This is a genomic window from Chryseobacterium sp. 14P4.3.2 (assembly GCF_057799275.1).
Genome location: NZ_JBYOKO010000005.1, coordinates 22,247 through 44,266, shown reverse-complemented (window position 1 = coordinate 44,266; position 22,020 = coordinate 22,247). Strand labels below are relative to the sequence as shown.

General features: G+C 34.4%; 19 protein-coding genes and 2 tRNA genes. 15 read left to right on the top strand and 6 right to left on the bottom strand.

Annotated elements, in window-relative coordinates:
* The first annotated feature begins 277 nt into the window (after positions 1–277).
* From AC27VX_RS09500 to AC27VX_RS09485, 4 genes are all read left to right on the top strand, one after another.
* On the top strand, positions 278–880 hold the full coding sequence (locus AC27VX_RS09500; RefSeq protein ID WP_236858643.1) for a DUF2911 domain-containing protein: 603 nt from the start codon (positions 278–280) through the stop codon (positions 878–880).
* Between the two features lie 2 nt (positions 881–882).
* On the top strand, positions 883–1,410 hold the full coding sequence (locus AC27VX_RS09495; RefSeq protein WP_300689887.1) for a GNAT family N-acetyltransferase: 528 nt from the start codon (positions 883–885) through the stop codon (positions 1,408–1,410).
* A complete protein-coding gene (locus AC27VX_RS09490; protein ID WP_236858646.1) occupies positions 1,407–1,778 on the top strand; it encodes a cupin domain-containing protein in 372 nt (123 codons plus the stop codon). Before AC27VX_RS09495 ends, AC27VX_RS09490 begins: the two co-directional genes overlap by 4 nt.
* 363 nt (positions 1,779–2,141) lie before the next feature.
* Entirely contained in the window at positions 2,142–2,522 is a 381-nt protein-coding gene (locus AC27VX_RS09485) for a peptidase associated/transthyretin-like domain-containing protein (RefSeq protein ID WP_236858648.1), read from the top strand.
* 68 nt (positions 2,523–2,590) lie between these two features.
* On the opposite strand, the gene AC27VX_RS09480 is transcribed toward AC27VX_RS09485, so the two are convergent.
* The 4 genes from AC27VX_RS09480 to AC27VX_RS09465 form a co-directional block, all read right to left on the bottom strand.
* Positions 2,591–3,334, bottom strand: a complete 744-nt coding sequence (locus tag AC27VX_RS09480) for a dienelactone hydrolase family protein (RefSeq protein WP_236858650.1) — start codon at positions 3,332–3,334, stop codon at positions 2,591–2,593.
* Between the two features lie 89 nt (positions 3,335–3,423).
* Positions 3,424–4,038: an HAD family hydrolase gene (locus AC27VX_RS09475; protein ID WP_488695267.1), complete on the bottom strand. Its 615-nt coding sequence runs from the start codon at positions 4,036–4,038 to the stop codon at positions 3,424–3,426.
* Positions 4,039–4,269: 231 nt separating this feature from the next.
* Positions 4,270–4,707, bottom strand: a complete 438-nt coding sequence (locus tag AC27VX_RS09470) for a hypothetical protein (RefSeq protein ID WP_300689897.1) — start codon at positions 4,705–4,707, stop codon at positions 4,270–4,272.
* Between the two features lie 99 nt (positions 4,708–4,806).
* Positions 4,807–5,238: a type I restriction enzyme HsdR N-terminal domain-containing protein gene (locus AC27VX_RS09465; protein WP_236858656.1), complete on the bottom strand. Its 432-nt coding sequence runs from the start codon at positions 5,236–5,238 to the stop codon at positions 4,807–4,809.
* A gap of 7 nt (positions 5,239–5,245) precedes the next feature.
* Between AC27VX_RS09465 and holA the strand changes: the two genes are divergently transcribed.
* The 3 genes from holA to AC27VX_RS09450 all read left to right on the top strand — a co-directional run bounded on the left by holA (position 5,246) and on the right by AC27VX_RS09450 (position 8,167).
* Entirely contained in the window at positions 5,246–6,283 is a 1,038-nt protein-coding gene (holA, locus tag AC27VX_RS09460; protein ID WP_236858666.1) for a DNA polymerase III subunit delta, read from the top strand.
* A gap of 264 nt (positions 6,284–6,547) precedes the next feature.
* The gene (gene trxB, locus AC27VX_RS09455; protein WP_488695263.1) at positions 6,548–7,489 is read left to right on the top strand and encodes a thioredoxin-disulfide reductase; all 942 of its coding nucleotides are present in this window, start codon (positions 6,548–6,550) and stop codon (positions 7,487–7,489) included.
* A gap of 300 nt (positions 7,490–7,789) precedes the next feature.
* On the top strand, positions 7,790–8,167 hold the full coding sequence (locus AC27VX_RS09450; protein ID WP_236858670.1) for a VOC family protein: 378 nt from the start codon (positions 7,790–7,792) through the stop codon (positions 8,165–8,167).
* 138 nt (positions 8,168–8,305) lie between these two features.
* On the opposite strand, the gene AC27VX_RS09445 is transcribed toward AC27VX_RS09450, so the two are convergent.
* Positions 8,306–9,160 (bottom strand): hypothetical protein, encoded by an 855-nt coding sequence (locus tag AC27VX_RS09445; protein WP_488695261.1) that lies wholly within the window; start codon positions 9,158–9,160, stop codon positions 8,306–8,308.
* Positions 9,161–9,633: 473 nt separating this feature from the next.
* Here AC27VX_RS09445 and AC27VX_RS09440 point away from each other — a divergent pair.
* From AC27VX_RS09440 to AC27VX_RS09415, 6 genes are all read left to right on the top strand, one after another.
* Positions 9,634–9,718, top strand: a tRNA-Ser gene (locus AC27VX_RS09440).
* Positions 9,719–10,325: 607 nt separating this feature from the next.
* On the top strand, positions 10,326–11,447 hold the full coding sequence (locus AC27VX_RS09435) for a hypothetical protein (RefSeq protein WP_488695259.1): 1,122 nt from the start codon (positions 10,326–10,328) through the stop codon (positions 11,445–11,447).
* Between the two features lie 1,038 nt (positions 11,448–12,485).
* Positions 12,486–13,328 (top strand): hypothetical protein, encoded by an 843-nt coding sequence (locus AC27VX_RS09430; protein WP_236858677.1) that lies wholly within the window; start codon positions 12,486–12,488, stop codon positions 13,326–13,328.
* Positions 13,329–13,342: 14 nt separating this feature from the next.
* The gene (locus tag AC27VX_RS09425; RefSeq protein ID WP_236858679.1) at positions 13,343–14,362 is read left to right on the top strand and encodes a hypothetical protein; all 1,020 of its coding nucleotides are present in this window, start codon (positions 13,343–13,345) and stop codon (positions 14,360–14,362) included.
* Positions 14,362–18,198, top strand: coding sequence for a hypothetical protein (locus AC27VX_RS09420; RefSeq protein ID WP_488695257.1), 3,837 nt, complete (start codon positions 14,362–14,364; stop codon positions 18,196–18,198). The genes AC27VX_RS09425 and AC27VX_RS09420 overlap by 1 nt, the downstream gene beginning before the upstream one ends.
* 456 nt (positions 18,199–18,654) lie before the next feature.
* A tRNA-Ser gene (locus tag AC27VX_RS09415) sits at positions 18,655–18,739 on the top strand.
* A gap of 120 nt (positions 18,740–18,859) precedes the next feature.
* Here the strand turns inward: AC27VX_RS09415 and AC27VX_RS09410 are convergent.
* Entirely contained in the window at positions 18,860–19,816 is a 957-nt protein-coding gene (locus tag AC27VX_RS09410) for a helix-turn-helix transcriptional regulator (RefSeq protein WP_488695255.1), read from the bottom strand.
* 88 nt (positions 19,817–19,904) lie between these two features.
* Between AC27VX_RS09410 and AC27VX_RS09405 the strand changes: the two genes are divergently transcribed.
* Together AC27VX_RS09405 and AC27VX_RS09400 are read left to right on the top strand one after the other, a co-directional pair.
* Complete coding sequence (locus AC27VX_RS09405) at positions 19,905–21,524, top strand: FAD-dependent monooxygenase (protein ID WP_488695253.1); 1,620 nt, start codon at positions 19,905–19,907, stop codon at positions 21,522–21,524.
* A 153-nt stretch (positions 21,525–21,677) separates the two neighbouring features.
* Complete coding sequence (locus AC27VX_RS09400; protein WP_236858690.1) at positions 21,678–21,944, top strand: hypothetical protein; 267 nt, start codon at positions 21,678–21,680, stop codon at positions 21,942–21,944.
* Positions 21,945–22,020: the final 76 nt, after the last annotated feature.

Here is a 22,020-nt window from a genome sequence, read left to right as displayed (position 1 = left end):
TAGTGTTTTAAAAGCTTAAAATTACCCATTATCCCGGGAAAAACAAATAATAAAGTAAAATGGCTAAGTAAAATTCCAGTGCTATGGCATGAATCCTTTCGTGTGGTAGCGGAGAAAAGCGATTAAAAGAAGTGACATATTCAATGGTTAGTAATGTATTTAAAAGGATTTGCTCGGAAAAATATGTTAATAGAAAAATATCGAGAAAGCAAAAATTATTAAAATTTGGGAAAGCTATTTTGTTTTGATTTTTGTAATTTTAAGCAAAAATTTACACGTGAAAAAGTTAATAGCAGCAGTTTGCATTTCAGTTTCAACATTCAGTTTTGCACAGGACTATTCTGTACCCGCAGTAAGTCCGCGTCAGAAGGTAGAACAGCAGTTTTCTATGTCTAAGATTTCCATCGACTATGGTAGACCAGGAGTAAAAGGGCGTAAGATTTTCGGAGAACTTGTTCCTTACGGTCAGGTTTGGAGAGCCGGAGCGAACTCATCTACAAAAATTACATTCGGACAGGCGGTTAGCTTTGGTGGAAAAACAGTGGCACCAGGAACTTATGGTTTGTTCATTGTTCCAACTGAAAAAGAATGGAAAATAATTTTAAATAAAGATTTCCAGCAGTGGGGAGCTTATACTTATGATCCTAAACAGGATGTGGTAGATGTTACTGTACCTGTTAACCCATTAACGGATAAGCAGGAATGGTTCGAGATTACCCTTAATCCTACAGATGAAAACTCAGGTAACTTAGTGATCAAATGGGATATGGCACAGGCAGAAATTCCGTTGAAGCCATCAAAATTAGATACTGTAATTAAGATTTCTGATAAGTTGAAAGAAATCAAGAAAATAGAATCAGACTCTAACAAAAAAGGCTAACAATGAATTTTTCTGTTCAACCTGTTTTAGAGAATGAAGAATATCAATTAATCCCCTTACAGCAAGGGGATTTTGAATCTTTATATGAAGTAGCTTCCGATCCTAAAGTATGGGAACAGCATCCCAATAAAGATCGTTATCAGAGAGAAGTTTTTGAGAATTTTTTCAGAGGAGCGATAGGGAGTGGCGGTGCTTTTAAAATTATTGAGAAAGCTACAGGAGATATATTGGGAAGCAGCCGCTATTATGACTTTGATAAAGAGGATAATCATATTTTTATAGGTTATACTTTCTATGGAACAAAGTCATGGGGAAAGGGAATCAACCCTCAGATTAAAAAACTGATGCTGAATTATATTTTCCAGTTTGTAGATAAAGTTCACTTTCATATCGGAAAAGAAAATTTCCGTTCCCAGACAGCATTAGAAAGACTGGGTGGTAAAAAAATAGCTGAAGAAGAAGTGGCTTATTTTGCAGAGCCTACAAGAACCAATTTTGTCTATGAAATCACAAAAGAAGATTGGATATGAAAAAATATAAAATTCAACAGTCTCCCTTTGTAGTACCCACTACAGACGGAAAACTTATCGAAGAACATTGGGGGAATTCTACAGGGAATTCTAATGTTTCAATTGCTCATATGGTAGCACCTCCGGATTGGAGCGAGCCTCACCAGACTCCTGAATTTGATGAATTTACTTATATCATTTCAGGAAAAAAGCAATTTGAAATTGATGGTGAAAACGTAATATTGGAAAAAGGGCAGAGTATTCTTATTGAAAAAGGAGCCCGAATCCGTTACAGTAATCCGTTTTCTGAACCCTGTGAATACCTTGCTATCTGTCTGCCTGCCTTTTCTATGGAACTGGTGAACAGGGAAGTGGAAGGTGTAGATTAAGAAAGTAAAAGGTAAATTTTCGGATTTGCTTTTTTAATAATTTTTTGTAAAGTATACAACAGATATTTGCCGGACAAAATGCTTTGAGACCTTTGCTCAAAGCATTTTTTATTAAACCAAAAAGGAGGCACAGAAGCTTTTTAAACACTTAAGCTATTTAAGTTATATACTTTGTGTATAATTGTGTGGTACTTTCTTAAAATTTCTAAAGCGTAGAAAACTGTTTGAAAAATAAAACTTTTGTGACTAAGTTTAAACATACTTATAGATAATTCACAGATTATAATCCACAAATTTCTACAGCCCGAAATTATTTTGTATGTTCGCGCGCTTAAATTTATTAAGAATACTTTTTAAAATACTATGAAAAACAAATTATCGACTGTGCTATTATTAGGCATTGCGCTTTCTGCTACTTCTTGTGCAACAATCTTTACAGGTTCTAAAGACAAAATATCTTTCAACTCAAGCCCTGAAGGAGCTAAAGTATTGCATAAAGGAATTGAAAAATGTGTTACGCCTTGTATTGCCGAAATTCCAAGATCATTGAGCAAACAGACCGTTACATTAGAAAAAGAAGGGTTTGTAAGCAAGGAATTCAAACTTACTAAAACCTTTAATGCAGTGACCTTGTTAAATATCCTTTTTGGCGGGGCTATTGGGGTTGGAATTGATGCTGCTACAGGTTCTCTGACGAAGTATTCACCAAAGAAATACGATGTTGAGCTTGAAGCTAAACCGTAACAGACCCATCATAAAAATACAAAAAAGGCAAATTCGCGATCAGCGGGTTTGCCTTTTTTTATGAGTTGTTATTTTAAAATTTCTTTCAGAAACATCAGCGTGTGATTCCATGCTCTTTTAGCCATTACCTCATTATAATCCGGTGATTTCGGATCGGTAAAAGTATGCTTAGAGTGGGCATAGGTGATAATCTGCCAGTCTGCATTACCTTCATTCATTTCTTTGATGAGGTTTTCATAATCCTGTGGAGTGACACTTTTATCATCAGCAGGATTTTCTACAAGAATTTTTGCCGTTAATGCTTCATTCTTTCTGTTCTGATCCCTCGCGAGACTTCCGTGGATAGAAACAACGCCCGCTACAGGTAGGTGGCCTCTTGCCGATTCTAAAGCTCCGGTACCTCCAAAGCAGTATCCAATGACCGCAGTTTTGTCAGAGATCGCTCCGTTTTTTTTAAGCTGTTCCAGCGCCAAAGAAATCCTTTTTTGGTATTCCTGAAAATTTTGCTTGTAGTAGCCTGAGCTTTTTGCAGCCGACTCATTATCAGCCGGAAGCTTGCCTTCACCATAAATGTCAGCGATAAAAGCGATATATCCTTGTTTTTCAAGTTCAAGAGCTGCTGTTTTTGCTTCCTCATCAATTCCTTTCCAGGCCGGAAGTATCAGAACACCCGGAAGTTTTTTCCCTGCATTAGAAGTCACCAGGCCGTTCAGCTTTTGGGAGCCGTCCTGATAGGAAACAGTTTTAAGTTTTTGACTGAAAAGACTTCCTGAAGCCATAATCATTGTGGTTAATAAGATTGAACGTATCATATTTTGCTTTGTAAAGTTTATTAAGTAATCTTCAACTAAATTAATCAAAATAACTCATAATTATAGTGAAAGACCGCTGTAAATTCTAATCACCCGAATTGTATTCCTAAATGAGTTAATTCCTCCTCCAAATTAGTTTCAGGAGTAATATGAATGGTGATAAATCCTAAAGTTTTTGCCATTTCAATATTCCTGGGATTGTCATCAATGAAAACAGACTCCTCAGCCTTTATATTGTATCTTTCCAGTAAAATATGCCATATTCTCGGATCAGGTTTGATTAGTTTCTCAGTTCCGGAAACTACAATTTTATCATCAAAAATCCTGAAGAAATCATAGTTTTCCAAAGCATATGGAAATGTTTCTTCAGACCAGTTGGTCAGTCCGAACAGATGATATTTCGTGTTTTTTAGCTTTCTTAATACTTCTACGTTTTGAGGAATATCACTTTTCAGCATCACGGCCCAGTTGTCGTAATAAGCTCTGATTTCCTTTTCCCATTCCGGGAACTTCTTTACCTGAATTTCCGTTCCTTCAGAAAGACTTCTTCCTCTGTCCTGTTCTTCATTCCATTCAGACTTGGCAATATGTTCAAGAAAGTATTCCATTTTTTCATCATCATTGAAATAGTCTTTAAAAAAATATCTCGGATTCCAATCCATCAGTACGCCTCCGAAATCGAATATAATGTTCTTAATGTTCATATTTTAAATTATGTTTTAAAATTAGGTAATTTTTACCCGATCCTTGTGTTTTGTGTATTAACATAAAATTTAAACCAGATTCATTTTTTATACTTGACCAGTATTAAAGATGATATGAATGAAATTGTTTCTTTCGAAGTTTTAGCATAAGCTACAAAGTTGAAGTTTTGTTTAAAGTAAAATTTTTGAATAAAAAAAACCGGAAGAAATCTTCCGGCTCATTATATTGTTCTATCCGTGATGCCCGTCATGGTGATCGTTGTGATTGTCATCACGGTGATTATTAAACCTTCTATCATGAGGCATTTGTGGTCTGTCATGATGATTTCTGTAATCATTGTCATATTTCAACCTTGGATTCTGTCCCTGATAATAGCGTGAAGAGAATTTTTTGTACTGTGCGGGAGTCATTATTCTTTCCATAGCATAGTAGCGGTCTGTATACCATCTGTTGGGTGCTTTACCATAAACACGATTCCAGGAGTTGTAATCCGGGTAACGATTATTCAATAATGTTAGCTGATTTATCTGGCTGTTGTTTAATCCAAGAAAAATAGCAACCTGTCCCCAATTAATAGAGGAAACACTTCCTCTGTAATCATTGTAATAACTCTGTGAAAAGCCTAATGTGAATACACCAAGGGCTGCCACAATTAATAACTTTTTCATAATTAAAATTGTATTTTAAAACTAAGTATAGAATACCCAAAAGCATACCGTTTCAGTTTGTTTTAAGATACATTTATGATTTAGCTCAGCTTTGCTTTTTTATTGAGGCTTGTAAAACTGATACTGCCCATTTTCATAATAGGCATTAATGTGCTGCAATCCGTTGGTAAGGATGATTTCTCTGGCCCCGATAATGGAGTTATATCTGGCGGTCTGTTCAAATGTTTTTTCTGTTAATTTGATTTGCGGGGCCTTACATTCAATTAGAATTACGGGCTCTGTTTTCTCAGTAACCAGAAGATCTATACGTTTGGTAAGGCCATTCAGCACAATCTTTTTTTCGGTGATAAGTGCCGATGCAGAATAGGATTTTACAGTAAGATAATAGTGTACCCAGTGCTGTCTGACCCATTCCTCAGGAGTGAGCAGAAGATAAGTTTTACGAACCAAATCATAAATAAAAAACTTATCTTTGTCTTTCTTGAATTTAAAATCAAAAGTTTCCTGAAAATTCAGTTTTGGAAGTTCCATTAATAAGATGAAAGAATTAGATTTAATCCTCAAAAATATTAAAAATAAAGAAGTTTTACCTATTTATTTTTTCCATGGAGAAGAAGCCTACTTTATTGATGTTGCCGTAAAAGCCCTTGAGCATAACTTTTTGGAGGAAGATGAAAAGGCTTTCAACCAAACGGTTACCTATGGCAAAGATACTTCTTATCAGGAAGTTCTTTCTTTGGCCAGACAGTTCCCGATGATGGGGGACAAGCAGGTTATTATCGTCAAAGAAGCCCAGGACTTAAGATTCAATGAAGAGGAAAACAGAATTCTTGAATCCTATGTAGAAAATCCTGTGCCTTCCACAGTATTGGTTTTTGCCCACAAGCATAAGAAGCTGGACAGCAGAAAAAAGGCGGCCAAAGCTTTAGAAAAAACAAAGGCTCTTTTCCTTAGCGAATCGGTAAAGGAAAACAACCTTCCAAAATGGATTGCTGATGAATGTATAGCCCTGAAAATAAAAACAGCACCCAATATTTCACACCTTCTGGCAGAATATCTTGGAAACGATCTGTCCAGAATTGCGAATGAGCTGAATAAACTGAAAATTATCCTTAAAGAAGGTGATATCCTCGACGGAACTATCATTGAGAATCATATAGGTATCAGTAAAGAATACAATATTTTTGAGCTGCAGAAAGCATTAGGAACAAAAAATGCCAATACAGCCTTTAAGATCGCCCATTTTATGGGTAAGAATCCAAAGAATAATCCGTTTGTAATGATGCTGGCAAGCCTTTACAATTACTTTTCCAATGTCATTATCTATCAGACGATGGCAGGACAGCCTCCGCAGACTATTGCCTCCCAAATGGGGGTAAATCCTTATTTTATCAAAGATTATGCGGAAAGCGCAAGACTTTATCCCTTAAAACACGCCACAAGAGTTATTTCTATCTTAAGAGAATTTGATATGAAAGGAAAAGGACTTGGAGCAGTGAATATGGGAGAGGCAGAGCTGATCAAAGAACTGGTGTATAAGATCATTAACGTAGATAAGATTAAGATGAAGGTGTAGGGAGTTGAAAATGGAAAGATGAAAATCAGAAATGAATAATGAGGAGTTGGCAACTGAAGTCGGAACGTGAAGAATTCATGGATATATGACAGGAAATACACAATTTAATTTTCAACTCATAACTTTCACTTTTCCATTCCGGGGCTCAATTGAGTATTCGCATATCTCTTATTGACAAGTATCATTAAAATAACTTTAAAGAGACGGTAAAAATTCCGAAATTAGCAGTCTTAATTTAATTAAATCTTTTCGAACAAGTAAATTATGGAGCAAAACATTTTAGATTGTGTGATCGTTGGATCTGGGCCTTCTGGCTTTACCGCTGCTATCTATGCAGCAAGAGCAGACTTAAAACCTGAATTGTATACAGGTTTGGAGCCGGGCGGACAATTAACAACCACTACAGAAGTTGATAACTTTCCAGGATATCCAGCAGGAATTACAGGTCCTGAAATGATGATGGATCTGCAAAAACAGGCAGAAAGATTTGAGACTAAAGTGCATTATGAAATGATCACTAAAGCTGAATTCTCTAAAGAAGTGGGCGGTGTTCACAAGTTATATGCAGGAAATAAAGAGATCCTTGCCAAATCAGTTATTATTTCTACAGGAGCTACTGCAAAGTATTTAGGTCTTGAGGATGAGAAAAAATATGCAGGAGGAGGAGTTTCCGCTTGCGCTACTTGTGACGGATTCTTCTACAGAGGAAAAGATGTAGTAGTAGTAGGAGCAGGAGATACAGCGGCTGAAGAAGCTACTTATCTTTCAAAACTATGCAGAAAGGTAACAATGTTGGTAAGAAAGGATGTTTTCAGAGCATCAAAAGCGATGATCCACAGGGTAGAAAACACACCGAATATTGAAGTGAAATTCAACCATGAGCTAATAGCTATTGAAGGTGAAAACAGTTTGGTAGAAAGAGCTGTGATTATCAATAACCAGACTCAGGAAACTTCTAAAGTAGAAGTAGAAGGAATCTTCATCGCAATTGGTCACAAACCGAATACAGATATCTTCGTGGGCCAGGTAGATCTTGATGAAAACGGATATATCCTGACTGAAAAAGGATCTACAAGAACGAATCTTCCGGGAGTATTTGCGGCAGGTGATGTTCAGGATCATATCTACAGACAGGCTATTACTGCTGCAGGAAGCGGATGTATGGCTGCAATGGATGCTGAGAAATATTTAGCTGAGTTACACTAGTATAATTGAGCTTATAACATACAAAGCGTACCCAAGTGGGTGCGCTTTTTTATTTCTGCTCTATACCTTTTGAGAACATGAAAATCAATGATTCTCAGTAATTGATAGTTATAATTATCTTGCAGATCAGACAGTTTGCTTTTTAATAGTATGAGTGTTTTTACCTGTTCTGATAATATTCATCAAAAAATCAATTCAAATCGTGAAATAGGTAGCCGAAACATTAATATATTTGTGAAATTGCAAAACAATCTTAATTTGCAGGCAAGAAACTATAAACTTAACAAAAACGAATAAAAAATGAAAAGAGTAACGGCTATAGGAGGAATCTTCTTTAAATGTAAAGAACCCGAACAAGTAAATGAATGGTATAAAACACATCTTGGAGTGGAAACAAGTCCATATGGTGCCAAATTCGACTGGAAAGAAGTGGATTCCGATAAAAAAGGCTATACGCTTTGGAGCCCTTTTAAAGAATCTACCCAATATTTTGAGCCTTCCTCAAAGGAATTTATGATCAATTATCATGTGGATAATATCGAGGCTCTGGTAGAAGAGTTAAAAAAGGAAGGGGTTACTATACTGGATGAGGTGGCAAGCTATGAATATGGTAAGTTTGTACATATTATGGATCCCGAAGGAAATAAAATTGAATTGTTCGAGCCGGCAGCAGAGTAGGCTTCCGCTGACTTATCTGAAATCCCTCCAGCCTCCCATTTAAATGATGAGAAGGGTTTTAATAAGTATAAATATGATCTGTAAAAAACAAAAAATGGCTTCCATCAGAAGCCATTTTTAGTATATTTGGTGTTGTTTTTAATCCAGAATGTAGATTTTCTTTTCTTTAAGATTGAACCCAAGCTTTTTGCCCAACCAGTTGATGCTTGTTTTGCCTTCATAGATCAATCCTTCTACAAAGAAGACGTTGGGCTTTTCAACTGTTGCATAAGAGGTAGAAAGAGATGCAATATTTCCTTTGTAAAACTTATTAATAACGTCAGGATTAAATTCGCTTTTCTTTTCTACAAGCTGAAGATCCTCCTTTTTGATACCCAGTGTTTTCATAAGGCTTTCACCCAGCCAGAATGAATCATTACCGGCTCCGGAATCTAAAAGAACATTTATCTTATATTTATTGTTTAGAAGCACATAGGTAGTAATATCCAGAGATTGGTCTGCATTGGTAGAGAGCTGAATGTCCATTACCTTCTTACTGCTCAGTTTTTCGGTTGGAAACACAAGTTCCTTTTTTGTGAAATCTATGATAAATTCTGTGTCATAAAGCATAGGCAGAGAAATTAAACCGTCAATTCCTTTAATCTCCATATCATGGGTGGCATACCATGTATCTTTAAATTTTTTACCATTAAAAAGAATTTCTTTTGATTTAAATATCGGAACGATTATTTTTTCTCCGGTCGCACGAAAAGCAGTCAGAAAATTATAAGATTCCTTTGGCTCCAGATTTTTGGTGAAGTTTCCCAGGAAAAGGTTGATTCCGCCTCCGGTGTCAAAGATAAAGTTTCCTTTTTTACCTTCTACTTCAGCTTCTACAATCAGGTGGCCGGAAGGGATTATCATTAAAGGTGTCTTTTGTGCAAAAATGCCTGCAGAATAGAGGAATACGGAGGCCGTAATCACTGCTTTTTTAATAAAAGATTGAGTAAACATCTGAAAATATAGTTATAGTTTTTAGTTCTGTATTGTTCATGAATGAACATTGCAAAGATATGATATTCCTTTGTAGGAATGGAGAGAAAATTGATAGATAATCGGATTCCGGCGCGAGAGAAGACGTTATTGACCTGCTTGAAGGAAAAAACTGAAGCCATTTCCCTTTCTTACTGAGATTTTCAATAGCGGGTTTTATGTATTTTAGAAATATGATCATTTTTTTATTGGAAGCCGTTTCGTATCTGAATAAAAATGTTGTAGAGTTACACAGAGATTTTCGAGAATTCATCAGCTATCTACCGATGTTTTGTCCTGAAGTAGGGCATTGAAAAGATTTTAAGTAAAAATAATTACCTTGATTTATAGGCTATTATTAAGTATTGTTAAAATTTGTTTTAGAAAAGTTTTGAAGAAATTAAAAATCGTTCTATATTTGCACCACTGAAAACAACGGTACTACCGGAGTTTGAGGAGAGATGGCAGAGTGGTCGATTGCGATAGTCTTGAAAACTATTGACTGTAACAGGTCCGGGGGTTCGAATCCCTCTCTCTCCGCAGAAAAAAGCCTTGAATCATTTGATTCAAGGCTTTTTTTATTTTCAGATGTCACGTACTGGAGTTAAATGGGATCAGGTGCAAAAGCTGGATCAGTCTCAAAAGTTGGGGGCTACGCAAAAAGTTTGGTTAATCTGAATAAAAAAAATGATCTGTCCTAGAATTTCTGGAAGTAAGAATTTAAGAAGGTCGTAATCGCTTAGCATAAGACAAAGATACAATCACTAAACATTCCCCCCAACTTTTGAGACTGATCCATTTTATTGAGATCATTATACTTTTTCATATGTTCTAAGAAATTTGTGAATACCCGCAGGATGATTTGCTGGTATTATTCGAATACCGCTGTGTATCTAATCTGCTGGATAAAGTTTCGAGAATTGGGTTCGCTATCATTTGTTCTATATCCTAAATTATTTCGCTATCTATTGAAGTTTTTTTATTAACTATCTCTATTGTGTAATAAATAGTTATCTTAGAGACAAATTTAACGAAATACGGATATAGGCGTTTTTTTACAAATTTCTTACGTTTTTTGTTTCGTGAATAATAATTTCAGGCATCCTTTTGTGCAAGTAGAAATCAAAAAATTAATTTTAAAAAAACTATGAATTCAACAGAAGTAATCAATAATACAAAATGGTTTCCTAAATTTTCATTATCATTCTTAGCAATTGTTGGTGCCATAAATACGACTCTTTTTATAATTTCACCTCTTTTACCGTATAAATTTTCAAAGTTTATACTCCCCGCAGGACTTTTCACATTAGGATTAGCTATATTATTCTCAATTTGTTTTTCTTTTTATTGGCACAAAAAAGAAAATAACAGGACTTTTAATTCTATAAAATATATTTCCGGGCTTTCAATATTATTACGCTATTGGATTGCATTTCTATTATTAGACTTTGGATTTCAAAAAATATTTGAAGTTAATTTTAATTATTCATATCATATAAATGATTCTTTATCAGGCGCGTTGACAGGTCAGGAATTAACTTGGAAATATTATGGATTTTCTTACGGACTTGCTGTAATTTTGGCATTTTTTCAAATAATTGGTAGTATTCTTTTGTTATTTAAACGTACCCTTTTACTAGGCATTACCATACTTTTGCCTGTAATGCTGAACATTGTTTTGATCAATATTTTTTATAATATTGGACCAATTACATTATTTACATCTATTCTGATAACATTAGGCTTGATCAATTTATTTTTACAGCAAAAAATTAATATAATAAACTTCTTTAATCAGCATAAAAACAGACTTCCGTCCATTGGGAATCATTTTTTACGCTCAATAGCTCGTGTGTTGTGTATTCTAATCCCCTTATTGTTTGTTATTTATTATAATTATGACGTCCATCTTTCAAAAAAATATTTTGGAAAATGGAAAGTCACATCGATGACACGTAATGGAAAATTGGTTAAAGAGAATGAATGGCAGCAAGATCCTATGGCTTGGAAAACAATCTATATTGAAGAAAGAGGAAAAATGTATTACTGCCCGAATCCATATATGTATGTGGATAGTACTGCATTATTTATGAAATATCATCACGATGATAAAGGACAGAATTTTAAGGTTATATCTTATGAAAAAATTCCGAGTAAACCTGATACAATTCCTGTTCAAATTAATAATTTTAGAAATAAATCAATGCAATGGAACATGGTTTTATACAAGGACACGATTCAAATGGACTTAAAGAGAGAAAATTTTTAGCAAAATGCCATGTCTGACAGGTGCTTAGCGAGATTGTGAATTTTGTTATTACTTCATATTTGCATTTCGCAAGAAATTTTGCCTTTAACAAAAAATAAGAAATTCCAAACTTCTCAACCATTCCAGGCGCCGGGAAGTTAGGGGAAAACGTAACAACTATTTTAAAAAAAACTAGTTGAATAACATACGCTTTATCTTTCAAATCATGACCAAACAGAATTCAACAAAGTTATTCTGTAAACCCGCTTACGGTTGCCTTTCCAATCTTCCCCTCTCCTAAGGAGAATACTCTTTACGTCAAATAAAAGGATTAAAATTGATTTTTTTTAAGAGTAAAGTGAGTAATACTTTCTATCCGGATTAATTTTTTTTTGTTTAGCCCAAAACTTTTGAGGCTGATTTGTTTAATATTCTGCTCTGCGAAAAAAAATAATTATTTCGCGGGATGCAGGAAAAAACTAAGGCTTGGAATTTATAATCTGAGCCTTTTTTAATACCAGATGAAAATAGTTTGATAGGTATCTGTAATTTCAATATATATGGTACAGATCTACTGCAACTACAGAATGGAGAGGTCAAAAAACTTTCACAGGAATTTAAAAAAAAGGAATTTTGAACATTGAAATTGCAAAGCAGTATCATCCGATTCCAGAAAAATAAATGGGACTGCAGCTACAGAATAGAGAGGTCAAAAAACTTTTATAAGAGCTGAAGAAATATGAAATTTGAGCTCTAAAGAATTTGAATAGTCATTGAATTCAAAAAAATATTATACTAAACGAATAAGCAGAAAGTAGTATAGAAAAAATGAGACTGATGTTGTTGATATGAAATAAAATGATAAAATATTGACAAAATATATGGTTTTCTTAAGTGATAACCGTTCAAATAATTCACTACTGATAGTATGATAAAAGAGAGGTTTAAATCAAAAATCGCTCAAAAAAATATAGAATTCTATTTAAGGCAATCAGCCTCCGGACAATATAGGCCTTTCCCAATTAATCAATTTTATCATAACTAATTTTCAAAAAACAAATGAGTACACCATTAGATACAATTTTCAGTTGGTTTGAAACTGGAGATTTTCCCACAGAAACACAGTTTAAAGAAACATTTTCATCTTTTTATCACAAAGATTACCCGATCCCTATGGAAGGTATCGAGGGGTTTGAAGATATTTTTCAATCATTTGCAAGCGCAGAAGCATTTAAAAAGCATGTAACGGATCCAGAAGCACATTCGCAATATCTGGCTTTGCTGAATGCCAGTAATCTGACTTCAACTCATATTAATAACTGGAAAAGTAAACTAGGACTCAGCAATGTTGCTACGATTGACAGTTCTGATCAGCTGGGTAATGCGTACACCAAAATACAGGTTAATGGCTTTGTTGATGCGTTGAAAGATGCTGATAAAAACTTAGCACTGGAGATCGTAAATATTAAGAATATCCTATTATCTAATGATCTGTCTTTAGATGAGCTTCAGGAAATAGTGGATTTCATTAAAAAAAATCGTGATGATATTGAAGCTTTAAAGGCTATTCCATTCGGAGAATCAAGGGAAGATAAAGTAAAGCTGTTACTCGACTACAATTGGTTAAGCAGTCCGAAAAATCAGCAGGAGTTTAATAAGCAGATCTATGATAAGGTTTTAATGATCTCCCAGACCCCTACAAGCGCAGTGGTACAGATCAAGGAAAGTGCGGTATTCGCTAATCCACTGGAGACAGAGAATGTGATCATCCAGGCGCGTGATAGCGTTACGGGTAAAAAAATAAATGTTGACGATTACGCAACCAATCAAACCATAGAGATTAAGATGTTTGGCGACCTCATTAATCCAATTAATATTCTCATTTTAAAAGTTAAACCATAAAAAAATATAAAACTATGAATAATAACGCAGTAATAAGTAATAACGCACATCAGGATAATTTTTTTGGGGAATTGCAGCGTACGCGCTTTCAATATTTTGATACATTTCCCAGTACAGATAAGGCTCTCCCAGGTTGGATAATTGATTATAAAAACGAGTTACATCAGTGGAATGGAACGAAATGGATTAATCTGGCACAGAACTATATACATCCAGATTATCCGCTAACCAATAATCCATTTCAGACCGATCAGACAAGCGGTCTTCTATTATTAAGTCAGATCCTGACCAATAGTTCAGGACATGTTATTAAAATAGCAGGCCGAAATCTTACCAATGCTGATATTGTCTCTATTTTCCTGAATGACGCCGCTCAGTCCGGTACCTTTACATGGTCATCCAATAAGATTAAAGATTATATTGAGAACTTAGTAGGACAAAGCCTTACAGGAGCATTGATTTATCAGCCGGGAGGTTATGTTCCTTCTACTGCTCAAGGCTCAATGGCTGCTCCGATACCGGTTACATCTGCTACCATTAAAACAGGTATGGTATGGGTAATCACCGCCAATGGATGGGTGGGTAATGAACCTGTTTCTATTGGAGATCACCTTATCGCTAACACTGATAATGGTTCAAATACTCCTAAAAATTATCAGATTATAGAAAAAGGGATTCCTGACATAGTAGATGCTACAGATACCGTGAAGGGACTTATTCAAATAGCTACAGATGTGGAAGCTATTGCGGGAACTAATTCCATTAAAGCAATGACTCCAAGATCTACAAAAGCTGTTTTGGATGCAAAAGTTAAATCCCATACTTGGGATATTGGAGATGGAACTTCCGTTAGTTTTTCAATTAATCATGGTTGGAAAACCTCGAATGTTGATTATATCTGTTATCGTAATGCTGATAATAGAAAAATAAATGTAAGCTGTGTACCTACATCTATAAACGATGTGCAAATAGAGGTGTTAGCACCTCTTACTCCGAATGAATATAGAATTACTTTAACCGCAAGACTTGATTAATGATTGCTCCTGAATATTTTAATAATCACGTCGCCGTAGAAGGCGAAATTGTTGTAAAAAGTGTTCCAAACGATGCAGGTTTTGTATTGGTTTGGAATCCCGCAACAAAAAAAATATCCCAAAGAACAAATTCAGAGATCATTGCTGATCTAAATTTGGTAACAGGTTCCAATGAAAATTTTTTCAGTAATAATAAGATTTCTTCTCGTGCTATCGGAAATGTAGCAACCACATTAGATGCTGAACTACCAAACGGAGGTTTTATTTCATCTTATAATACAGGTGGTTGGGGAGGTGCTGACAGACCTGTTGGTGCTTCTTACGGAGGGTATATTAAATTTAAAGGTTATTTTGCAGATATAAATAACTTAGACTTATATTATAATAACGGACATGATGGGACTGAACCTAGACTTTGGTTCAGAACTAAAGAAGGCGTCAATGGGGTAAGAGAATGGTCAGAATTGTTACATACAAGAAACCTTGGTTCTGCAAATCTAATCACTAATGACCAAGAGCCAGTAAATTTATTTGCCAAAGAAAATAAATTTGGTTGGATCAACGGAGCACTAAGTGGAGCAGGAGGTATCAATACATGGGTAGGTAACTATCTATCGATAGGAGGTAATAATTTGGAACATAAATCTCAATTACTTGTTTCTAAAGAACGGTTGTTATTTAGAGGTAATCATGGAAACGAAGATACTTCTTTTAATGAGGTCTATCATACGGGTAATTTTAATCCTAACAACTACTCACAAATAAATCATAGCCATCAGTCTTTATCCAGTCCTGAGTCAGGTGTTGTAGATGCTAATTCATTATTTGAAGATTATAAATTAAAATTGAACCATAAAATACATGATGGTTCAGCTAATATGTTTCCTATTGTTGATAATGCAAATTCTATTGTAAGTATTGCATCACATCCGGGAGGTTATGGAGTTCAGTTAGGATTTAATGATAATGAGGGTGCCTTTTTCCGAAGTGTTGCCGCAGGAAATTTCGGAAATTGGAAACAATTTGCATACAGAGATTGGGTTACTGCTCAGATAAATAATCAAGCCCTTAACTTTGTCCCTTATACAGGAGCAACACAGGATGTTAATCTTGGGGCAAAAGATTTAGAGTTTGATGGAGGGGGAGCGATAAGTAAACTCCAAAACAGAGTAAGAATATTTAATAAAGTTTATCAAGGCTATTATGATACGGGAGGACACACGGGTATTTTAGCCATTAAAATGCCACAAGCTTCACCAAACCAGGTGATGTTTAGTATTGATATTAATATTTATGGATATGAAAGTCAATACTTAGGAAAAGTTAATGTAGCTTTTTACAAATATGTATCAGGGGCTATAATTTCTAATGGTTCCAAAGCAATCTGGGAAGTAACAGATAATTTTCCTACCACTACAGCAAGGGTTGGAATTGGAACTGATGGATATCTTAGTATTCTGTTAGGAGAATCAGATACATTCTGGAATGGGTATTTTTCATTTGAGGTAGCTAAAGTGGAGGCTAAATATGAGAACTATAATTTAGATTGGAATGTAGGCTGGTCTCATGCTATCGAATCAAATTTTGATTTGTATGCTAATAATATCATTGTTTTGCCTTCTGATGTGGTCGCTACACGAAGTTGGTTAACTAATTTTGTGGATAATAAATATATACCAAGATCAGTACAATATAATAATAATTTCAATAGCCTTGGAGGTTATTCTTCTTCCGGAATTTACAGGGCAAACAATGATGCAGGAGGAGTTTACCATTTATATAGTCCTATGTTGCACATGGGAGCTCAGGATACTACGGCACAGCTACAGGTAAAATATAATGATGGCGATGCAAGTGCAGGAGAATTAGTCTATAGAGGAGGCTATAACGGTAATTGGACTGTATGGAGAAAAGCTTGGGATAATGTCAATTTCAAACCGAGTGATTACCAGACAAGAAATACGGATGAAATTATATCAGCAGCAAAATCTTATTATAACAGAATCCCTTTTAAGCTAAAAAACAGTTCATATAAATCCTGGTCAATTCAGAAACCTACCAATAATAATTTGAAATTTGTACCATCTGTTTCAAAGAATGCAGAAGATTGGGACTTGGGTAATAGTGTAGAATTTACGGATGCTGGTCAGGTTTCATCAAAAGGTTTTAATAAAATTGGCTATAATGATAACTATATTTTAACCGCAGGTGGAGGGCATAGATTAGCCTCCGATTTTGTATCATCTTCCGCTTTAGGAGATTATCTTAGGAAAGATGGTGATACGATGACAGGCGCTCTTAATATTATCTCACCATTCATTGGTAGCTGGAGAGGTACTGCCATAGGTGGTAATTATATGTCCTGGCAAAAATATGACGGATCTAAAAATATTGCTTATATAGGAGCTGATGGAGGCGCTGCCTATGGTGGTGGAAGCGGTGATAGCTTTGCTGTTCGCGCAACAGGTGCCGGTGGTGATTTACTTTTAGCCTCTGATAGTGGCTCTGTAAAAATTCAGGGTGCTATTCCCTGGACTGCTAATAATTTTAATCCTGACAGTAAAATTAATTCTGCAGAAAATGCTCAAATAGTAGGGTTTTCAAGTGGTTTATCAGCAGGTGCGCCTTATATATATCATAGAACAGATGGCTACGTGTTCCTGGCTACTCAATCTTGGGTGTCATCTAATTTTGCTAACCAAGCTCTATCCATTCTGCCAGAGGGAGAAGATGGGCAATGGATAAATCTGACCAATTCAACAGGAGTTTTAGCGACCAACTACTTTATTACATCCAGAGATGGAACGAGAGATCCAAATACAGTTGTTAAACCCAATAGTAATGGTCGTAGAGTTAGATTTGATTTTATTAATGCCGGACATGTAGGAGGCTCCGGAAATTATGCAGGTTTAATGACTTATTCTCCTTGGGACGGGACCTCTGGGTCAACTGGAGACTCTTCATACCAATTAGCTTTTGCTAATAAAACCGGTATCAATGGAGATGGAGCACCTATGCTTAAAATAAGAAAAGGGATTGATGATAAGTGGTCTAGTACGTGGTACAAATTGTGGAGTGATGCTGATTTTTCACAAAGTCAGGTTAATGCTTGGAATTCTATGTCTAATAACGGTATCATAGTCAACCAGAAATTTACTAATTACAGCAGTAACAGATTGATTGTTGTTGATGATTTGCATGGTGGAGAATCTGGTATATATGATGAAAATGAAGAAACTTATTTAACTGTATTACAAGATGAATATTATAAATATTCAAGTGGTTATTTTGATTGGAATGGTATCAATTTTAATAAAAAAAGTAAAAGAATTGGTATAGGTACAAAGGCTAATAATACACATAAAGTAAATATTTCAGGTTCGCTAAATGTTTCAGAATCAGTTGATGTTTCCGGTTCAGTAAATGTATTGGGCTCAGTGAAGGCTTTTAAAAACTTTAAATCAGAGTATGAAGACCCTAACAGTTTATTTATTGCAGACGGTAGTTTATCCTATCTTAATGATGAGATTGTCAATGAGGATTCCAGAATGAGATTATCTCATACGAGGATCGAACAACAGTCAGGAGTTTATTATTATGGTTCTGATAGTAGAATGCTGGCCATCAGATGTACAGATCCATCGAGTTTTTTCTCATTAAAAGAATGCTTTCCAGGTCAAAGAATATTGGTATTGAATGCTCACCCAAAGGGAGCACAGGAATTTAGAATAGAAAGTGCAGGTCAGGCATTTAAAATACCACCCTTTACTTCTATCCAATTATTTGTTTGGGATGAAAAAAGCGTTTATAAATATGCAGAAAATCAGATGTATTAAAACTGGAAATTTACAAATGAAAGAGTATATATTCAAAACGGGAGAGTGTAGAATGGGTGAACTTAAGATATAGATAGTTCGACTCTTTTACCGTCCGCAACATTAGAAAGCATCATTGTAATTAATGATGCTTTTTGGTATTACGTTTTCTGAGAAGTACTATTGAGGGGGATAGGATCTTTATTTTAAAACATTTTCCTTTTCCTCCAAAAAGTTGAATATAAACTGTTCTCCTGAGTTGATAATTTTTTTATTTTTATTTTTTTTGAACTAGAAAAGGTATACTGCTGTTTATCAGGGTTATTCATTATTGCAGGATATCATTCTTACTTTAAGCCTGTCGGGTTTTTATATTTTTTTCCATATTACAGCTATTAATTGGTCCGAAAATTTTGCAGATTACAAAGAAGGTTTTATATTTGCACCACTGAAAACGACGGTATAGTCGGAGTTTAAGGAGAGATGGCAGAGTGGTCGATTGCGATAGTCTTGAAAACTATTGACTGTAACAGGTCCGGGGGTTCGAATCCCTCTCTCTCCGCAAGTTGGGAGACCAAAAAACATCAAAAGCCTTTAAATACTACTATTTAAAGGCTTTTGATGTTTAGAAGATATTAAAAAATATCATTTCGATACAAATAGAAAGGGATCACAACTATTTTTAAGATTGCATTAACCAATATTTTTTCGGTTTTATTCCAATATGCTCCTCAAATACTCGTGAAAAATGACTGAGATTAGAAAATCCTAGTCTATAACCAACTTCAGAAACAGATAATTTTTCTTCCCTTAATAGGTAAGCGGCCTCATTTATTCTGATTGTTTGATAATAACTATAAATACTATTTCCAAAAATTTGTTTAAATAATCTTTTCAGTTTTGATTCACTGATACATGCGAAAGCAGCTAGTTCAGAAAGATTGGGAGGAATATCAAGTCTTGAAAGAATTTTGTCTTTCACTTTATAAATTATTTGTACATCTGCAATATTTAATGAACTTATAGGGGGGTCTTTACGTTTAAGTAATTCTAATAGTAAAAGAAAAATGAGCTCTTCAGTTTTTACTTTTAGATAAAATTTCTGTAATTCTTCAATGATTTCTTTTTCAACAATTTCTGCGGCGACTTCTTGTATCTGTGGTGAAATAATTTGTTCAAACAAAAAAGGCTTATTATTTGACATAATTGTTTGTAGAAGCCAGTGATCTTCTTTCAAACCCAATAACTCTTTCAAATATGCTGCATTTATCCCAATAATTATTGAGTTCATTTTTGTTTGTGCCGGAATAAAAAATGAGGCATCTAAACCAGCTGAAGCCATTTGCACATAAGGCAGTTCTGCTCTGCTTGCCTGTTTTTCTCTGAAAACATTATGAAAAGCGATCATTATGGTTTCTGATTTTTGTTTATTGGCTATTATTTTAAATTTCAGATTCTTGTGAACTTCGTATTGCCTTATCATCATACCCATATTAGAGTTAATGATATATCCTTTAATTTGCCCTTTGCCCAAATGTTCAGGAATTCTAACTAAATCACCTTCTACTTTACTTCCAATTGATTTGGCAATAGAAGATAAAAATAAGATACCTTCAGTTGCTTTTATTTCTAATTCCATTTTGACCGTTTGAGACTATTAATAGACCAAATGTAGTTATTTTAACCACATTAGTTATTATAATTTTGTACTTATAAATATTTCAGGCATGAAAAATTCATTATTGAACAACAAAAGAATAGCTATAATTGGCGGAGGACCTGTGGGATTAACTATTGCTAGACTTCTCCAAATAAAAGGAGCTGATGTTAAAGTTTATGAGCGTGATATTAATTCATTAGCAAGAGTTTCGGGAGGGACTCTTGATATCCATAAAAATACGGGGCAAAAAACATTTTTAGCAGCTGGATTATTACAGAAATTATTTGAGAATTCAAAACCCACAGGAATGTGCTCTATTGATCTGAATGGAAAATTGCTTATAACAATAAGCCCTGATAAATCTAAACCAGAAATCGACAGGCCCATACTTCGTAAAATTTTATTAGAAAGTTTACTGGACAATACTGTGATTTGGAATGCTAATCTAAAAAGTATCTCAAAAATAGAGAGTGCTTACGAATTAAAATTTGAGAATGGTCTATCAGAGACAGCAGATATAGTGATAGCAACAGATGGAAGCCGTTCCAAAGCAAGAAAATTTGTTACAGATGAGTTACCTGAAGAAACAGGGACTTATGTTATACAAGGAGAAATAAAGAATTTGGAAAAAGATTGTCCAAAACTATATGAAATCATCAGGAAAAATAACTTGGCATGTGTTCAGGACAAGAAAACGATATTCTTACAAAACCGCAGTGACGGGAGTGCTTGTTTTTACATTTCATTTAGAAAGACTGAACAATGGCTTCTTGATATAAAATTAAACTATACAAATGTTGACTCAGTCAATCAATTTCTTTTTAAAATTTTTAAAGATTGGAATCCTTTGTATCATGAACTTTTCAATGCATCCAATGAATATAAAGGTTTTCCTCTCCGTGTTTTCAATACAAACTATAAAAAGAAAAACCAAACCGAAAAGGTGACGTTGGCTGGAGATGCGGCTCATGCAATGACACCATTTGGAGGAATGGGAGTAAATATGGGATTAAAGGATGCCTTATTGCTTACTAACAATCTAACGGATAATCAATTTCATTCTATTGAAGCCGCTATTAGTGATTATGAAAAAAAAATGAATGCATACACCAAGCCTATACAAACAGAAACAAGCATCGCTGATGACAGAATTCATAAAGATTTCGAACACGCATTCTACCAAATGAAAAACAATATTAAAAATTCAATATTGAAAGTAGTGCAATATGTAGGATTGTTTTTTTTACTACTGACGGTAGGTGTTTTTTGGGGAAACTATTTTTCACTCAGCAGATCTTTTGACCAATTTTCGTTAACAGAAATAATAACTATTGCAAAAAATATTGTTCATAATCTTGCAGTCCCGATGCGTATTCTTTCCATTGCAACGATAATACTTATAAGTATTACGATTTATATGTATCCGGTAAAAAAACAAAAATGGTTTTATTTTAAAATATTCAGCCTGATGTTTTTTATTTTTGCTCTACTCCTCACTATCCTATTTGAGGTACCAATTAATAACCAAATTATGGTATGGACAAAAGACAACACTCCTCATAATTGGCAAGCAATCATCAGCAGGTGGCAGTCTATTAATGTACTAAGAACATTTTTTGCCGTTTTAAGCTTTCTCTTATTTACCGCCTCTGTTATCAAACCTTTTCAGAAAAACAGAAACATTTAACCGTTAAATATAAAGCAACCATTAGCAATATGTTGAAGATAGACACTTCAACTTTTTTCAAAACATGCTATTCAAAAGAAAATAAAACAATACTATGATGGGATGAATAGTAATCCAAAAATATTCTATTTACTCTTTTAAATAAAAATAATAATGAAATTTTTAAGCTTTTTAACTATTGCTTCTACAGTAATAATAACCTCTTGTACAAAAGATAATGATGACACATGCTATGAATGCAAGCAACAGACCTATGAGGTAAAAGAAAATGATACAATGATAGGATCAAGTTCTTCTACCATTGTATTTTGTGATAAAAGCGAATCTGATATTAAAAAATTAGAAGCACAAAATACATATACAAAAACCGAAAATGGAATAACAAAAACTTCTACCTACAAATGCAACTTAAAAAAATAAAATGCAATAAAATCACGGATTGAAGTTTATTGTACATAAACCAAAATCACTATAAAGAAAACTCTACTACATTAAA

Bases quoted from the DNA above. Each gene is read 5' to 3' on its own strand.
- AC27VX_RS09495 (WP_300689887.1), top strand. From the start codon at position 883: ATGAATTTTTCTGTTCAACCTGTTTTAGAGAATGAAGAATATCAATTA.
- AC27VX_RS09490 (WP_236858646.1), top strand. From the start codon at position 1,407: ATGAAAAAATATAAAATTCAACAGTCTCCCTTTGTAGTACCCACTACA.
- AC27VX_RS09400 (WP_236858690.1), top strand. From the start codon at position 21,678: ATGAAATTTTTAAGCTTTTTAACTATTGCTTCTACAGTAATAATAACC.
- AC27VX_RS09485 (WP_236858648.1), top strand. From the start codon at position 2,142: ATGAAAAACAAATTATCGACTGTGCTATTATTAGGCATTGCGCTTTCT.
- AC27VX_RS09470 (WP_300689897.1), bottom strand. From the start codon at position 4,707: ATGAAAAAGTTATTAATTGTGGCAGCCCTTGGTGTATTCACATTAGGC.
- AC27VX_RS09405 (WP_488695253.1), top strand. From the start codon at position 19,905: ATGAAAAATTCATTATTGAACAACAAAAGAATAGCTATAATTGGCGGA.
- trxB (WP_488695263.1), top strand. From the start codon at position 6,548: ATGGAGCAAAACATTTTAGATTGTGTGATCGTTGGATCTGGGCCTTCT.
- AC27VX_RS09435 (WP_488695259.1), top strand. From the start codon at position 10,326: ATGAATTCAACAGAAGTAATCAATAATACAAAATGGTTTCCTAAATTT.
- AC27VX_RS09465 (WP_236858656.1), bottom strand. From the start codon at position 5,238: ATGGAACTTCCAAAACTGAATTTTCAGGAAACTTTTGATTTTAAATTC.
- AC27VX_RS09480 (WP_236858650.1), bottom strand. From the start codon at position 3,334: ATGATACGTTCAATCTTATTAACCACAATGATTATGGCTTCAGGAAGT.
- AC27VX_RS09420 (WP_488695257.1), top strand. From the start codon at position 14,362: ATGATTGCTCCTGAATATTTTAATAATCACGTCGCCGTAGAAGGCGAA.
- AC27VX_RS09410 (WP_488695255.1), bottom strand. From the start codon at position 19,816: ATGGAATTAGAAATAAAAGCAACTGAAGGTATCTTATTTTTATCTTCT.
- AC27VX_RS09450 (WP_236858670.1), top strand. From the start codon at position 7,790: ATGAAAAGAGTAACGGCTATAGGAGGAATCTTCTTTAAATGTAAAGAA.
- AC27VX_RS09445 (WP_488695261.1), bottom strand. From the start codon at position 9,160: ATGTTTACTCAATCTTTTATTAAAAAAGCAGTGATTACGGCCTCCGTA.
- AC27VX_RS09475 (WP_488695267.1), bottom strand. From the start codon at position 4,038: ATGAACATTAAGAACATTATATTCGATTTCGGAGGCGTACTGATGGAT.
- AC27VX_RS09425 (WP_236858679.1), top strand. From the start codon at position 13,343: ATGAATAATAACGCAGTAATAAGTAATAACGCACATCAGGATAATTTT.
- AC27VX_RS09430 (WP_236858677.1), top strand. From the start codon at position 12,486: ATGAGTACACCATTAGATACAATTTTCAGTTGGTTTGAAACTGGAGAT.
- holA (WP_236858666.1), top strand. From the start codon at position 5,246: ATGAAAGAATTAGATTTAATCCTCAAAAATATTAAAAATAAAGAAGTT.